The sequence below is a fragment of the Roseococcus suduntuyensis genome (genome assembly GCF_014196305.1).
Lineage (GTDB): Bacteria > Pseudomonadota > Alphaproteobacteria > Acetobacterales > Acetobacteraceae > Roseococcus > Roseococcus suduntuyensis.
In genome coordinates this window covers 648,020-662,349 of sequence record NZ_JACIDJ010000001.1, presented here as the reverse complement: position 1 = coordinate 662,349, position 14,330 = coordinate 648,020, and the positions used below count along the sequence as shown (strand labels likewise).

Genomic DNA, 14,330 nt, shown 5'->3' with positions numbered 1-14,330 from the left:
GCGAGACCACGCCTGAAACGGCTGGGCCAGAAACGCCTGGGCCAAAAACGCCCGGACCCGACACGCCTGAACCGGGAGCGGTGGAGGAGGGGCGGCGGCGCCTCTCCGCCACGCTCACGGGCATCTCCATCGCCGGCTTCAAGAGCTTCGCCGAGCCGGTGCAGGTCCCCGTCCTGCCCGGGCTGACGGGCATTGTCGGCCCCAATGGCTGCGGCAAATCCAACGTGGTCGAGGCGCTGCGCTGGGCCATGGGCGAGAGCAACGCGCGGTCCTTGCGCGGCGGCGAGATGGACGACGTCATCTTCGCGGGCACCGCCACCCGCCCCGCCCGCAACCTGGCCGAGGTGGTGCTGCGCCTGGAGGACGCGCTGGGCGTGGCCCCCGCCCCCATGGACCGCGCGGCCGATCTGGAGGTGATCCGCCGAATCGAGCGGGGCTCGGGCAGTTCCTACCGCATCAATGGGCGCGAGGTGCGGGCGCGGGACGTGAACACCATGTTCGCCGACCTCGCCTCCGGCCCGCGCGCCTCGGGCATGGTCAGCCAGGGGCGGGTGGCGCTGCTGATCGGCGCCAAGCCCGAGGAACGGCGCTCGGTGCTGGAGGAGGCCGCGGGCATCGCCGGCCTGCGCGCCCGCCGGCACGAGGCGGAGCTGAAGCTGCGCCAGGCGGAGAACAACCTGGCCCGCAGCGAGGATCTGCTCGGCAGCCTGACCACCCAGCAGGAATCCTTGAAGAAGCAGGCGCGGCAGGCGGCGCGCTACCGCAACCTCTCGGGCCTGGTGCGGGATGCGGAGGGGGATTGGTTCGCCCTGCTCGTCGCACGTGCCGAGGCCGCCATCCAGCAGGCCAGCGCAGCGTTGGAGGAGCGCGGCGACGCCCTGCGCCGGGCCGAGGCGGAGGCCAGCCAGGCCACCCGCGCCGCCGAGACGCTTTCCGCCGCTGTCGAGGCGCCCCGCGCCGAGGAAGGCCTGGCCCGCACCCTGCTGGAACGCCGGCGCGTCGAGGCGGAAAATCTCGCCGCCGAATCCGCCCGCGCCGCCGAGGCGCTGCGCGAGGCCGAGGCCAACCTCGCCCAGCTTCGGGCCGACGTGGCCGATGCGGAAAAGCTGGAAGAGGACGCCCGCGCCGCCGAAACCCGTGCCGGACGCGAGGCCGCCGGGCTGGCCGGCGCCGAGGGCCAGCTTCCCGCCCGCATCGCGGAGGCGGAAGCGGGTGCGGATGCCTTCGCCGCCGAGGTCGCCACCAGCGAGGTCCGCTTGCAGGAGGCGACGGAGGCGGCGGCGCAACTGGCTGCGCGGGCCAACCAGCTCGCTTCCGAACTGAACTTCGCGGAGCAGCGGGCGCGGCGCCTGCAGGAGCAGCGCGCGCAACTGGATGCCCAGCGGAAGGCCGCCGAGGCGCAATCCGTCCCCGAACCCCTCCGCGCCGCCGCGGCCGAGGCGCTGTCCGCCGCCGAAACCGCCCTGGCCGAGGCCCGCGCCGCGCTGGAGGCCGCCGAACGCGCCCGCCGCCACGCCGCCGAACAGGCGGCCGAAGCCAGCCGCGCCGCCCGCGCCGCCGAGATCGAGCGCGCCGCCGCCGAACGCGCCCGCGCCGCCGCCGCCAGCCGCGCCCAATCCGCCGGCGCGCGTGACGATGCGGCGCGGGGAGAACAGGCGCGCCTCGACGCCGCGCGCCCCGACGCTGGCGAAGCCGCCCAGGCGCGCGAGGCCGCCGAGACCGCCGCCGCGAAGCTGCGCGCCGCCGAGGCGGCCCTGGCCGAAGCCCTGCCCGCCCGCGAGGCCGCCACCCGTCGCGCCACCGAGGCCCGCGCCGCCGAAACCGCCGCGCTGGCCGCCGAATCCCGCCTGAAGGCCGAGCTTCAAGGCCTGGAGGCCGCCACGGGTGATACCACCGAGGCGAACCCCATCGCCCGCACCCTGCGCGTCCCCGCCGGGCTGGAAGCCGCGCTGGGGGCCGCGCTGGGCGAAGGCCTGGAGGGTGGGCGCGGCAGCGGGCGCAACCGCTTCTGGCGCACCCTGCCGCCGTTGGCCGAGGCGCCGCCCTTGCCTTCCGGTGTCACGTCACTGGCCGGCCTGGTCGAGGCGCCGCCGGAACTCGCCCGTGCGCTGTCGCAGATCGGGCTGGCGGAGGATGGCGCGCCCCACCAGGCGGCGCTGCGCCCGGGCCAGGCGCTGGTCTCGCGCGGCGGGGCGCTGTGGCGCTGGGATGGCTATGTGCTGGCCCCGGGCGGGGCGCAGGCCGGGGCGGCGCGGCTGCAGGCGCTGGCCCGGCTGCGCCAGGCCGAGGCGAAGCTGGCCGAGACCGCGCCCCTCGCCCGCGCCGCGGAGGCCGCGCGCGCCGAGGCCGTCGCCGCCGACCGCGCCGCGCAATCCGCCGAGGAAACCGCCCGCCGCGCCCGAAATGTCGCCGAGGCACAGGCGCGCGAGGCCGAGACCCGCGCCGCGCGCCTCGCCGCCAACCTCGACGCCGCCGAACGCCGCCTCGCGGAAACCGCCGCCCAGGCCGGCCGGGCCAAGGCCGAGCGCGACGAAGCCGAAGCCGCCCTGCGCGAGGCCGAAGCCGCGCTGGCCGCCCTGCCCGCCCCGCGCGGCGCCGCAGATGAAGCCGCCGCCGCCTCTCGCGCCGAGGCCGCCGAACAGGCCGCCCGCCGCGCCCGAGCCGCGGCCGAGGGCGAATTGGCCAACCGCCGCACCGAATTGCAGCGCCTGACCGAACGCCAGGCCGCCGCCGCCGCGCAGCTTGCCGCGCTGGCACCGCAGGAGGAAAGGCTGGGCGCGGAACTGGCGGAGGCCGAGGCCGCGCTCGCTACCGCCCGCGCCGCGCGGGCCGCCCTGCCGGACCTGGTGGAGGCGCGGGCCGGGGTGGACGCGGCCCGGCTTGCGCTGTCGGATGTGCGGGGCCGCGAAGCGGAAGCGCGCGGCCGCGCCGCCGGGCTGCGGGCCGAGCGCGAGGGGCTTGCCGCGCGCCGCGAGGCCGCGCTGGCGGAACGCGCTGCCTGGGCGCAGCGCCTGTCGGAGGCCACCACCCGCCGCGAGGCCCTGACAGCCCGCGTGGCCGAGGCCGCCGCACGCCGCGAGGCACTGGCCCGCCGCCCCGAGGAGGCGGCGCGGCTGACCGAGGAAGCCGCCACACGCCTCGCCGCCGCGGAGGCGGCCCATGTGGCGGCGGTGGCGGCGCTGGAGATGGCCTCCAGCCGCGCCCGCGCGGCGGAGGAGACGCGGCGCGCGGCCGATATGGCGCTGGCTTCCGCGCGCGAGGCCGCGCTGCGGGCCGAAGCGGCGCGCGAGGCCGCGCTGCGCGCCGGTGCGGCGCTGGCCGAGCGCATCACCGAACGGCTGGGCGAGGAGCCGGCCTTGCCCGACCCGCCCGAAGACCTCTCCGACGCCGCCGAGGACCGCGCGCGCCGCAAGGCGGAGCGCCTGGCCCGTGAACGCGAGGAGATGGGGCCGGTGAACCTCCGCGCCGAGGTGGAGCTGGAGGAGCTGGACGCCCGCATCGCCACCCTGCTGCGCGAGCGCGAGGAGATCGGCGCCGCCATCGCGAAGCTGCGCGGCTCGATCGGGCACCTCAACCGCGAGGCGCGGGAACGGCTGCGCGCCACCTTCGACCAGGTGGACCGGGAGTTCCGGGCGCTGTTCACGCGGCTGTTCGGGGGCGGGCGGGCGCATCTGGCGCTGGTGGGCAGCGAGGACCCGCTGGAAGGCGGCCTCGAAATCTACGCGGAGCCGCCGGGGAAGAAGCTGTCCGCGCTGTCGCTGCTGTCGGGCGGGGAGCAGGCGCTGACGGCGCTGTCCTTGATCTTCGCCGTGTTCCGCTGCCACCCCGCGCCCGTCTGCGTGCTGGACGAGGTGGACGCACCGCTGGACGACGCGAATGTGGAGCGGCTGTGCGACCTGCTGGACGTGATGTCACGCCCGCCCGAGGTGGATGACGACGCGGCGGATGGCGAGACGCGGGTGGCGGGGGGGACGCGCTTCCTCATCATCACCCACCACGCGCTGACCATGGCGCGGATGCACCGGCTGTTCGGCGTGACGATGCAGGAGCGCGGGGTGTCGCGGTTGTTGAGCGTGGATTTGGGGGAGGCGGTGGCGATGGCGGAGGGGTGAGGGGATTAAGTGGCAAAGCGAGACAAACCACTCACGGGCCTTAGAAGGGCGGCTTCACCCTCGTCTTTCTCCTTGTTGGGCGAACTGGACCCTTCTTCTTGTTCACTGCTGTTATTTGTTGGAGCAATTTCTGACGGCGATCAGAATAACGTTCGTCAAGGACATGCTCCACAACCTGAAATGCAAGAAGCACGTCATCGCGAGTCACCGAGGCGCTTCCATCATCGTGGCTGCCAGCATTTCCTAGCCATTTAGCTGCGAGTAAAGCCGACGCCAACGGCAGACCCTTTGGAGTCTCGCCGTATCGAGTGATTCGGCAATGTAAACTTAACCTAACTCGCCCGCGTGGCTTTTTTGTTGTCGTTGATGGAATCTTCTCAGCCGAAAGGAACGCCTCAACAGCCTGTCGCAACTTATTCATTGCGGCGTCAGGCGTCGCCCAAAGAAGACCTGCTGCTGCGATTAATGCCGACTTCACTCCATCTGGCGTATGTATTGGCATAGAAATTGGCACGGGCGAGGGAAATGCAAATAAAATCTTATAGTACGTACTTAAAAAAGGATGCCCTTCGTGATTAAAATCCACATCAACAGAAGTGCGCCCTGAGACAGTTACAGCTTCAGCGCACTTTTCATTGTCGCAAATCATTATGGCCGAAAAAACGCCCTCATCCCAATCCGGCTCCCAATCGGGGCTTTGCCGGCCTGCCTTCGTGGATGCAGTAGGCACCTCAACCGGGGCATTTTCTGCCGGCTTTAGCCGGCCTTCCTTGCAGCGAGGACATATCCACGCTGGGAGCCGAGTGACCCACTCACGCCAATGATCCGGGGTGTTTGCCATTCTTGACTGCTGCACGATGCCAGCATCAGACTAACGTAACCCGCAGATTACGCCAAACTAGTCGCAAATGCGATTGCACCGCGTCACTGGGTACGTCCGCACGATTACACTAGTGACTGGCGTTCGAGCCCGCCGATAAACGCTCCTAAAACCATTTACGGCTTCAGCAGAGTGGAGCGGGCGATGGGAATCGAACCCACGACATTCAGCTTGGGAAGCTGACGTTCTACCTCTGAACTACGCCCGCGCCTGGGGCACATGGATACCGGAGCAGCCGCGCCACCTCAAGCCCTTCGCAGCCGCGGGTCATACAGCCACTTCCTGACCTTCCGCGCCTTCACCCCCGCCGTCCCGGCATGGCGCGGGTTCAGCAACAGGTTCCACTCCTCCGGCACCACCACCGAGGGCACCAGCAGCAGCGCGCTCGCCCCGCCCGAGAGCCATTCCCCGCCCAGGCGCTCACTGGTCGCGCTGGCCGGCTCCGCGTCCCAGCCCACGGGCAGGCTGTCCGGCGTCTCGCGCCGCGCGGCCTTCCACAGCGCGTCGGGGATGGTGAGTTCCACCAGATAGCGGTTCAGCGGCAGCCCGCCCGCGTTCAGGTGCACCACCGTCTCCAGGCAGGCCAGCGCCCGGCTCATGGACGCATAGACCACCGCCTGCCCCGGCGGGTTCCAGCGCCCCCCGGTCGCGTCGGCGCCGGCGCCCGAAAGGTCATCCGCCGCCCAGCCGCGCGTGTCGCTGGCGATGCGCCAGGCCGTGACGCTCACGCGTAGGCGCCGCTGACTGCCTTCGCGAGGGTGTCGGAGACCAGGCGCTGGCCCTCCATGGTGTTCAAGAAATCCAGCGGGCGGGCATGGCCCAGCGCGGGCAGCGGCTCCTGCAGCCAGCGGGAGAGCCAGGCGCGGGCGTCGAAATCCGCCGGGCCGCCGGCGTCGCGCACCATGGCCTCCACCTGGCCGACCAGCCGCGCCAGGCCCAGCACGCGCTCGCTCTCGGCCGGGGAGAGGTTGGCGCGCTCCTTCACCTTCCGGTTGAAGGTGGCCACGGCCAGGTCCAGTGCCTTGAGGGTGGCGTTGCGGCCGAGGTCGGGCAGGTCCAGCCAATCCTTCGCCTCGGTCGCGGCCACGCCCTCGCGGATGCGGCCGATGCGGGCCGTCACGGGCGCGTGGTAGATGGCGGCGTAGGTCATGGTCGGCTCCTTTGAGCAAACTCTATGCTCAAATGGGCAAGAGGGTCCAGGAAAACCAGCCCTCACACGTCCAGCCGCAACTGACGCCCCGCCTTGGCGGCACGGGCGGCGGCCTTGGCGCGTTCGCTGGCGGGGTCGTCCTGGCGGAAGCGGCGGGCGCGGCTGCCATGCTTGCGATAGACGCCGCGCGCGGCGGCCTCGAAGCCCGGCGTGGCGCGCAGCGTGGTCAGCCGGTCGCGGGCCGCGCGCATGGCGGCGGTGACGTCCACCACGGGCGGGGGGTAGCCTGGCGGCGGTGCGTCCAACTTCCAGGGCATGTGACGCAGGGCGGAGGGCAGGTGCGCCACCTCCGGCACCCAACGGGCGATGAATTTGGCCTCCGGGTCCTGGTCCAGCCCCTGCTTCACCGGGTTGTAGATGCGCGGGGTGTTGATGCCCGTGGCGCCGGACTGCATCTGCACCTGGGGCCAATGGATGCCGGGTTCGTAGTCGGTGAACAGCCGCGCCAGCCGCGCCCCACTGGCGGCCCAGTCCAGCGCCAGGTGATAGCTGGCGACGGCCTGGACCATCGCGCGCATCCGGAAGTTCAGCCAGCCGGTCGCGATCAGGCTGCGCATGCAGGCGTCGAGAAAGGGCAGGCCGGTGCGGCCCTCGGCCCAGGCCAGCAGCAGCGGGTCGTCGGGGGCGGTGGGGCGGCGGGCGGCCTCGGCGGCGGGGTGGGCGGCGCGGCGTTCGAGTTCGGGCTCGCTCTCCAGCTTCTGGATGAAGTGGCAGTGCCAATGCAGGCGCGATGCCAGGGAATCGGCGGCGCCCAGCGGGATGGGGCGCTCGCGTGGGTCCATGGCCGCCAGGTCCTGCCGGGCGGCGGCGAGGCGCTGCATCACCTCCCGCATGGAAACGCTGCCCATGGCCAAATGCGGCGACAGGCGCGAGCAGGCGCGCGGGGCCGTGCGGGGCGAGGACATGCCGCGCCGGTAATCCGCCCCGCGCCCGGCGAGGAAACCGTCCAGCAGGGAGAGCGCGGCGGCGCGCCCGGCAGGCTGGGGGCGGAGCAGCCCATCCTCGGGGTTCCAGGCGCGGGGTTGGTCCGGGATGGCGCCCTCGGCCACCTCCGGCACCGCCATCAGTCCTCGCGGCGCCGGGATCAGCGGTGCGGCATGGTGCGCGGCGGCGCGGGCGGCCCAGCGGTCGCGGCTGTCCAGGCGGCGGAAGACGGCGAATTGCCGGTGCTCGGTCCAGGCGATGCCATGGGCGCGGCAAAAGCGGCCCACCGCGCGGTCGCGCGCATAGGTCCAGAGGTTGCCCGTCTCCTCATGGCTGTGCAGGGCGCGGATGCCATGGCGCGCATGGAGGTCGGCCAGCACCTCCACCACATCGCCCACCCGCACCACCAGCGGCAGGCCGATGCCCGCCAGCGCCGCGCGCAGATCGAGCAGCGCATCGCGCGTGAAGCGCCATTGCCGGGGGGAGGCGTCTTCGCCGCGCCAATACTCGGGCTCCACGACATGGAGCGGCAGCACCGGCCCCTGGGCGGAGGCCAGCGCCGCGTGGTCCTCCACGCGCAGATCCCGCTTGAACCAGACGACTTCGATCATGACGCTGGCTCGATCATCACGCCCGGACATGTCAGCTTGCGGCCGGATCGCAAGAGGAGGCACGCCATGGAAGTCCGCTGGGAGAAGCTCACCGGCCCCGAACTGAAGGCCCGCGCGGCGGAGGGCGCGCTGCCCATCCTGCCCATCGGCAGCCTGGAGCAGCACGGGCCGCATCTGCCCGTCTGGACCGACAGCTTCATCGCGCATCAGGTGGCCGTGGCGGCGGCGGAAAGTGCCACGGATGTGCCGGCGCTGGTGCTGCCGCCGCTCTGGACCGGGCTGTCGGAGCATCATCTGCCCTTCGGCGGCACCATCACGCTGGACTACGCCACCTTCCACGCCGTGCTGCGCTGCGTGGTCCGCAGCCTGAAGGCGCAGGGCTTCCAGCGGCTGCTGATCGTGAACGGGCATGGCGGCAATATCGAGCCGCTGGGCGTCTCCGTGCGCGAGTTGGCGCATGAATTCGGCATGCCCGTCGTGACCACCACCTGGCCCCAGGCCGCGCCGGCCGAGATCGCCGCCATCCTCACCACCCAGCCGCGCATCATGCACGCCTGCGAGGGCGAGACGGCGCTGTGGATGGCACTCGACCCCGCCCAGGTGCGGATGGACCGGCTGGAGGAAGCCGCCGGCGCGAACAATGAGGGCGTGCAGGCTCCGCCCGGCTTCTCGCGCTTCTATTCCTTCGCCGAACGCGCCCCGCGCACCGGCGTCCGCGGCGACCCGCGCGCCGCCACGGCCGAGAAGGGCAAGGCCATGATGGCGGCGCTGGCGGCCCGAATTGCCGCCGCCATGCGCGACCCGGTGCTCTGGACGACGCCCGAGCCCGTCTGGAAACCTTCCCAAGAATGAAACGCGGCCGTCATCTCTGCCTTGCGCTGTGGCACGGGGCGGGTTAACCCCCCCATTCCACCAGAAGGCGCCCGCGCCACGATGTCCAGCTTGGGAATGTCCGAAGGCGATCGCGCCCACCCCCGCGCCGCGCTTGATGCCGCCTCCGTCCGCGATGCCTATCGCCGATGGGCCGGTATCTATGACGTGGTGTTCGGTGGCGTCTCCGCGCCTGGCCGTCGCCGCGCCGTGGCCGCCGTCAACCGCCTCTCCCAGACGGCGGGGCGGCGGGTGCTGGAGGTCGGCGTGGGCACGGGCCTCGCCCTGCCCGACTACAAGCCTGAGCTGGAGGTGGTCGGCATCGACCTCTCGCGCGACATGCTGCTCAAGGCGAAGAAGCGGGTGGCGGAGGAGAAGCTCTCCGCCGTCCATGGGCTGATGGAGATGGACGCGGAGTCCATGGCCTTCGCCGATGACAGCTTCGACATCGCGGTGGCCATGTACACCGCCTCGGTGGTGCCGGACGCGAAGAAGCTGTTCGCCGAGATGTCGCGCGTGGTGCGACCTGGCGGGCAGTTGCTCTTCGTGAACCACTTCGCCGCCGATGACGGGTTCCGCTGGTGGCTGGAGCGCACCACCTCGCCGCTGGCGCGCATCCTGGGCTGGCACCCGGACTTCAAGCTGTCCGACATCTTCACGCCGGAGACGCAGATCGAGCGGATGGAGGCCTGCCCCCCCATCGCGCTCTTCACCCTGGTGGAAGTCCGCAACGAGGGCTGACCCCCCGCGCTACAGGTAGCGCGCGGTCAGGTGTTCGGTGAAATCGGCGGGGTCGAGCGGCTTGCCCGTGGCGGCCCGCATCAGGTCCTGGAAGCCCAGACGCGCGCCATGGGCGTGCACATTCGCCCGCAGGAAGCGCAGCAGGGGTGACAGGTCGCCCTGCTCCAACGCCGCATCCAGCCCCGCCTCGGCCTTGCGCGCCGCCTTCATGAGCTGCGCGGCCGCCATGGCGCCCAGGGTGTAGCTGGGGAAATAGCCGAAGGCGCCGTCATGCCAGTGGATGTCCTGCAGGCAGCCGCGGGCGTCGTCGGGCGGGGTGATGCCCAGCAGGGATTTCAGCCCCTCGGCCCAGGCGCCGGGCAGGTCGGCCACCGCCAGGTCGCCGCCGATCATGGCGCGTTCCAGCCGGAAGCGCAGGATGACATGGGCGGGATAGGTCATCTCGTCCGCATCCACGCGGATGAAGCCGCGTGACACGCGCCGCCACAGCTTGGCCAGGTTCCCCGCCGCATAGGGCGCGGGGTCACCGCCGAAGGCCTTGTGCAGCTCGCGCCCGAGGAAAGCCAGGAAGGCGTCGGAGCGGCAGGCCTGCATCTCCACGATCAGGCTTTGCGATTCATGGGCGGCCATGCCGGCGCTCTCACCCACGGGCTGGCGGGCATGGGCGGCGGGCAGGCCGCGCTCGTAGAGAGCGTGGCCCGTCTCGTGCAGCACGCCCAGCAGCGCCTTGGCGGGGTCCTTGTCGCTGTAGAAGGTGGTGATGCGGACATCGGTGGGCGTGCCGCCGCAGAAGGGGTGCAGGCTTTCGTCGAGGCGCGAATGCTCCGCCTCCAGCCCCACACGCAGGGAGAGGCGCCGGCAGAGGTCGCGCTGGGCCGAAACGGGGAAGGGGCCCGGCAGGGGGATGGGCGCGCCGCGACGGGCCTGGAGTTCTTCCGCACGCGGCAGGGCCTCGCGCAGCCAGGCTTCGTAGGCGGTGAAGACGGGCTCCACCTCCGCCGCCGTCACGCCGGGCTGGTAGCCTTCCATCAGCGCGTCATAGGGGCTGAGACCGGTGGCGGCGGCGTAGGCCTGGGCGGTCTCGCGCTGGAGGCGCAGCACTTCCTCCAGGAAGGGGCGGACCAGGGCGAAGTCGGAGGCCGCCTTGGCGTCGCGCCACACCTTCTCGCAGGCGGCGTTGGCGCGGGTGGTGGCCTCCACCAGGGCGGTGGGCAGGGCAGTGGCGCGGCGATGGGCGCGGCGCATCAGGGCGAGATTGGCGCTGGCCCATTCGCCCTCAGCCTCGGCGGCGGCAAGGTCCTCGGCCACATCCGGTGCCGTCATCATCTCATGGCCAAGGCCGGCCAGCGCCGCCAGCTGCTCGCCACGCGCCGCGCCACCGCCGCGCGGCATCATGGTGCTGGCATCCCAGTGCAGGATGGACTGCGCCTCGCCCAGGGCGGCGAGGCGGGCGGCGCGGGCGGCCAGGCGCTGATAGGCGGCGTTCATGGGGACCTCATGCGACGGCTGGCCCAGAGGGCGAAGATGGCGACCCAGGCCGCGGCCAGCCCGAACCAGGTCAGCGCATAGCCCAGATGGGGGTTGTTGGGCGCGGGGAAACCCGTGGCGGCCTCGGGCAGCGGCCCGCGCGAGGGCGGCGGCGCGGCGCCAAAGCCCGAAGGCCCGCGCGGCGCGCCCGGGCGGATGACGGTCAGGGCGTAGGGCGGCGCCTCCGGCACGCCCAGCGCGGTGGCGATGGCCGGCGCGTCGAAGTTCAGGAACCGCCGGCCGGCCACGTCATCGGCGGCGGCGAAGAGGGTACGGCGCTCGCTGGGCCGGGCGAAGCCGGTGAGGGTGACCTCGCCCTCCGGGCGCTCGATGGCGCCGCCTTCCATCGGCACCCAGCCGCGCTCGACCAGCAGCGGGGGCGCGCCTTCGCGGTCCAGCACCGCGATCAGGCTGGCGCCCAGCACGGGGCCGCGCACCTCCAGGCCCAGCAGCGCCTCGGCGCCCGGGCGGAAGCGCCCGGTGGCGATGATGTGGGCGAAGGGCTCTGGCGCCAGGGGGGCCGGGATGGGCGCGGCGGCCTGGGCGGCGGCGAGGTCCGCCAGCAGCCCGTTCTTCCAGGCCAGCCGCTGCACCTGCCAGCTGCCCAGCCCCAGCAGCAGGGCCAGCACCGGCAGAGCGAGGAAGGAGGGCAGGATGAGCCTCTGCCAGGGACGTCCGGTCATGAACCGAAAACGGCGCGCCGGTGAGGGCGCGCCGTCCGGATTGTGCGCGAAGCGCCGATCAATGCGGCGCGATCTCGCCCGCGCCCCACCAGTAGATGGAGACGAAGAGGAACAGCCACACCACGTCCACGAAGTGCCAGTACCAGGCGGCCGCCTCGAAGCCGAAATGCTTCTCCGGCGTGAAGTGGCCGGCGATGGCGCGGAACAGGCAGACCGCGAGGAAGATGGTGCCCACGATGACGTGGAAGCCATGGAAGCCGGTGGCGAGGTAGAAGGTGGAGGGATAGACGCCGCCATCCACGAAGGGGAAGGGCGCCACCGCGTATTCCCAGGCCTGCAGCCCGGTGAAGATCATGCCCAGCAGCACCGTGAGCGCGAGGCCGACGATCAGCCCCTTGCGGTCATTATGCAGCAGCGCGTGGTGCGCCCAGGTCACCGTGCAGCCCGAGAGCAGCAGGATCATGGTGTTGAGGAAGGGCAGGTGGAACGGGTCGAAGGTCTTGATGCCCTGGGGCGGCCAGATGGCCTGCGTGGCGCCCGAGACATGCTCCGGATACAGCGCGAAGTGGAAATAGGCCCAGAAGAACGCCACGAAGAACATCACCTCGGAGGCGATGAACAGGATCATGCCGTAGCGCATGCCCAGCCGCACCACGGAGGTGTGCATGCCCGGGGTCATGCTTTCCTTGAGAACGTCGCGCCACCAGCCGAACATGCAGACCAGCGTGCCCGCCGCGCCCAGCACCAGGGGCCACACCATGCCGTAATGGGCCTGGAGAATGATGCCGGTGACGAGCAGGCCGGCCGCGAAGGCCGCCAGCAGCGGCCACGGCGAAGGGTCCACCAGGTGGTAGGGGTGCTTGTAAGGGCTGCCGCCCTGGCCGGTGCTTGCCATCGCTCAATCCTGACCCGTTCGGCGGGTTTGTTCCCGCGCTGGATGGTCCGCATCAATCCCGGAAAAGCCGCGGAAGATCAAGTCCGCGGCCGGGCTTCAGCGGGTGGTGGTGGTCCTCGCTCCGCCTTGGGGCCCGACATGCGGGCCGGCATTCGCCAGGGCTCCGGCACGCTCGGCATCATGCAGGCTGCGGAAGAAGGTGTAGTTGACCGTGATGGTGCGGATGTCGCGCGTCGCGGGGTCCTCGGCGATGCGCGGGTCCACCCAGAAGGTCAGCGGCATGTCCGCCCGCTGGCCGGGCTCCAGCGTCTGCTCCTCGAAGCAGAAGCAGGCGGTCTTGTGGAAGTAGCGGCCCACGATCTCGGGCGTCACGTTGTAGGTCGAGATGCCGGTGACGGGCCGATCCGCCGTGTTGCGGGCGGTGTAGAAGGCCAGGCCCTCCTCGCCCACGCGCAGCGTCATGGCGCGCGTCTCGGCGGCGAACTGCCAGGGCAGGTTGGGCTGGGTGTTGGCGTTGAACCGCACCGTGATGGTGGCCTCGCCCGGGGCGGCGGGTGCGGCCTGGCCGATCATGGGCGTGCCACCGAAGCCCGTGACCCGGCAGAACAGGTCATAGAGCGGCACGGCGGCGAAGGAGACGCCCACCATGAAGGCCACGAAGCCAAAGGAGGCCACGGCGAGGCGCTTGTTCTTCCGCGCGAGGATGGCGGGGTCGGGGCGTTCGATTCGCATCAGCGCAGCAGCCTTGCGGTCGAGATGAAGAAGAACAGCACCACCAACCCCATCAGGGCCGCCAGGATGGCCCAGTTCCGCGCACGGCGGCGGCGGTCGAACACCGCGCGCTCCTCCGGCGTCATCGGCCGGTCAAGCGGCGCGGTCATGCCACCAGCCACAGCCGGTCCACCACCAGGGCGCCGAGCAGGAGGAACAGGTAGGAGATGCTGTATTTGAAGCAGCGCTTGGCCGGCATGTCCTGCGTCTGGGACACGCCCGCCGCATCCTGCGCATCGCGCCAGACGGCCCAGGCGTGGCGGAGGAAGTTGGCCCCCAGCACCGCCGCCGCAAGCCCATAGGCCCAGGAGTTGAAGCCCATCAGCCAGGGCACCAGCGTCAGCGGCACCAGGAGAACGGTGTAGATCACGACCTGGCGCCGGGTTTCCCGCGCGCCCGAGACCACCGGCAGCATGGGAACGCCGGCCCGCTGGTAGTCCTGATGGGCCCAGAGCGAGAGCGCCCAGAAATGCGGCGGCGTCCACATGAAGATGATGGCGAAGAGCACCAGTGGCAGCGCCTCGACACTGCCCGTCACCGCCACCCAGCCGATGAGCGGCGGGAAGGCGCCCGCCGCGCCGCCGATGACGATATTCTGCGGCGTACGACGCTTCAGCCACATCGTGTAGATCACGACATAGAACAGGATGGACCCCGCCAGCACCGCGGCGGCCAGCCAGTTCGTGGCCAGCCCCATCAGCGCGACCGAACCCACCGCCAGCAGTACGCCATAGGCCAGCGCGCCATCGGCGCTGATGCGGCCCGAGGGGATGGGCCGCTTCTGCGTGCGCCGCATCACCGCATCAATGTCGCGGTCATACCACATGTTGATGGCGCCCGCCGCGCCGGCGGCGATGGTGATGCAGAGGACGGCCGTCAGCGCCAGCACCAGCGGCATCTCGCCAACGCCCGGCGCCACCAGCAGCCCGGCCACGCCCGAATACACCACCAGCGACAGGACCCGCGGCTTGAGCAGCGTGATCCAGTCCCGCACCTCGGAGCCCATGAGGTCGTCGGCGGCGGGCGCTGATATGGCGAGGGGGGCTTTCGCCCCCCCCGTTCGGCTCATGGTCGCATCGCTCATGGCGGGGTCCCGGTTTCAGTTC

13 protein-coding genes and 1 tRNA gene are annotated in these 14,330 nt (G+C 71.6%); 3 read left to right on the top strand and 11 right to left on the bottom strand.

All coding sequences use genetic code 11. The features are described from left to right. Positions 1–80: 80 nt before the first annotated feature. The gene (locus GGQ83_RS03090) at positions 81–4,112 is read left to right on the top strand and encodes a chromosome segregation SMC family protein (RefSeq protein WP_311727056.1); all 4,032 of its coding nucleotides are present in this window, start codon (positions 81–83) and stop codon (positions 4,110–4,112) included. 40 nt (positions 4,113–4,152) lie between these two features. Here the strand turns inward: GGQ83_RS03090 and GGQ83_RS03085 are convergent, their stop codons facing one another. From GGQ83_RS03085 to GGQ83_RS03065, 5 genes are all read right to left on the bottom strand, one after another. Continuing rightward, a complete protein-coding gene (locus tag GGQ83_RS03085) occupies positions 4,153–4,761 on the bottom strand; it encodes a DUF4145 domain-containing protein (RefSeq protein WP_184382122.1) in 609 nt (202 codons plus the stop codon). Positions 4,762–5,125: 364 nt separating this feature from the next. Continuing rightward, positions 5,126–5,200, bottom strand: a tRNA-Gly gene (locus GGQ83_RS03080). 37 nt (positions 5,201–5,237) lie between these two features. Continuing rightward, positions 5,238–5,720, bottom strand: a complete 483-nt coding sequence (locus tag GGQ83_RS03075) for an RES family NAD+ phosphorylase (protein WP_184382121.1) — start codon at positions 5,718–5,720, stop codon at positions 5,238–5,240. After that, positions 5,717–6,142: an antitoxin Xre/MbcA/ParS toxin-binding domain-containing protein gene (locus GGQ83_RS20035; RefSeq protein ID WP_184382120.1), complete on the bottom strand. Its 426-nt coding sequence runs from the start codon at positions 6,140–6,142 to the stop codon at positions 5,717–5,719. Before GGQ83_RS20035 ends, GGQ83_RS03075 begins: the two co-directional genes overlap by 4 nt. Positions 6,143–6,204: 62 nt before the next feature. Further along, positions 6,205–7,737, bottom strand: a complete 1,533-nt coding sequence (locus tag GGQ83_RS03065; protein WP_184382119.1) for a cryptochrome/deoxyribodipyrimidine photo-lyase family protein — start codon at positions 7,735–7,737, stop codon at positions 6,205–6,207. Positions 7,738–7,803: 66 nt separating this feature from the next. Between GGQ83_RS03065 and GGQ83_RS03060 the strand changes: the two genes are divergently transcribed. After that, positions 7,804–8,589, top strand: a complete 786-nt coding sequence (locus tag GGQ83_RS03060; protein ID WP_184382118.1) for a creatininase family protein — start codon at positions 7,804–7,806, stop codon at positions 8,587–8,589. A 96-nt stretch (positions 8,590–8,685) separates the two neighbouring features. Further along, on the top strand, positions 8,686–9,348 hold the full coding sequence (locus tag GGQ83_RS03055) for a class I SAM-dependent methyltransferase (protein WP_242534842.1): 663 nt from the start codon (positions 8,686–8,688) through the stop codon (positions 9,346–9,348). A 9-nt stretch (positions 9,349–9,357) separates the two neighbouring features. Here the strand turns inward: GGQ83_RS03055 and GGQ83_RS03050 are convergent, their stop codons facing one another. The 6 genes from GGQ83_RS03050 to GGQ83_RS03025 form a co-directional block, all read right to left on the bottom strand. Next, entirely contained in the window at positions 9,358–10,836 is a 1,479-nt protein-coding gene (locus GGQ83_RS03050) for a carboxypeptidase M32 (protein ID WP_184382116.1), read from the bottom strand. After that, positions 10,833–11,558 carry an SURF1 family protein gene (locus GGQ83_RS03045; protein WP_184382115.1) on the bottom strand — a complete coding sequence of 242 codons (726 nt, stop codon included), beginning with the start codon at positions 11,556–11,558 and terminating at the stop codon, positions 10,833–10,835. The genes GGQ83_RS03050 and GGQ83_RS03045 overlap by 4 nt, the downstream gene beginning before the upstream one ends. 58 nt (positions 11,559–11,616) lie before the next feature. Further along, a complete protein-coding gene (locus GGQ83_RS03040; protein ID WP_184382114.1) occupies positions 11,617–12,453 on the bottom strand; it encodes a cytochrome c oxidase subunit 3 in 837 nt (278 codons plus the stop codon). 96 nt (positions 12,454–12,549) lie between these two features. Next, a complete protein-coding gene (locus GGQ83_RS03035; protein ID WP_184382113.1) occupies positions 12,550–13,185 on the bottom strand; it encodes a cytochrome c oxidase assembly protein in 636 nt (211 codons plus the stop codon). After that, the gene (locus GGQ83_RS03030) at positions 13,185–13,334 is read right to left on the bottom strand and encodes a hypothetical protein (protein WP_184382983.1); all 150 of its coding nucleotides are present in this window, start codon (positions 13,332–13,334) and stop codon (positions 13,185–13,187) included. The genes GGQ83_RS03035 and GGQ83_RS03030 overlap by 1 nt, the downstream gene beginning before the upstream one ends. After that, positions 13,331–14,308, bottom strand: coding sequence for a heme o synthase (locus GGQ83_RS03025; RefSeq protein WP_184382112.1), 978 nt, complete (start codon positions 14,306–14,308; stop codon positions 13,331–13,333). The genes GGQ83_RS03030 and GGQ83_RS03025 overlap by 4 nt, the downstream gene beginning before the upstream one ends. Positions 14,309–14,330: the final 22 nt, after the last annotated feature.

Coding starts and splice junctions, on each gene's coding strand:
- GGQ83_RS03085 (WP_184382122.1), bottom strand. CDS start 4,761: ATGATTTGCGACAATGAAAAGTGCGCTGAAGCTGTAACTGTCTCAGGG.
- GGQ83_RS20035 (WP_184382120.1), bottom strand. CDS start 6,142: ATGACCTACGCCGCCATCTACCACGCGCCCGTGACGGCCCGCATCGGC.
- GGQ83_RS03065 (WP_184382119.1), bottom strand. CDS start 7,737: ATGATCGAAGTCGTCTGGTTCAAGCGGGATCTGCGCGTGGAGGACCAC.
- GGQ83_RS03060 (WP_184382118.1), top strand. CDS start 7,804: ATGGAAGTCCGCTGGGAGAAGCTCACCGGCCCCGAACTGAAGGCCCGC.
- GGQ83_RS03055 (WP_242534842.1), top strand. CDS start 8,686: ATGTCCGAAGGCGATCGCGCCCACCCCCGCGCCGCGCTTGATGCCGCC.
- GGQ83_RS03050 (WP_184382116.1), bottom strand. CDS start 10,836: ATGAACGCCGCCTATCAGCGCCTGGCCGCCCGCGCCGCCCGCCTCGCC.
- GGQ83_RS03045 (WP_184382115.1), bottom strand. CDS start 11,558: ATGACCGGACGTCCCTGGCAGAGGCTCATCCTGCCCTCCTTCCTCGCT.
- GGQ83_RS03040 (WP_184382114.1), bottom strand. CDS start 12,453: ATGGCAAGCACCGGCCAGGGCGGCAGCCCTTACAAGCACCCCTACCAC.
- GGQ83_RS03035 (WP_184382113.1), bottom strand. CDS start 13,185: ATGCGAATCGAACGCCCCGACCCCGCCATCCTCGCGCGGAAGAACAAG.
- GGQ83_RS03030 (WP_184382983.1), bottom strand. CDS start 13,334: ATGACCGCGCCGCTTGACCGGCCGATGACGCCGGAGGAGCGCGCGGTG.
- GGQ83_RS03025 (WP_184382112.1), bottom strand. CDS start 14,308: ATGAGCGATGCGACCATGAGCCGAACGGGGGGGGCGAAAGCCCCCCTC.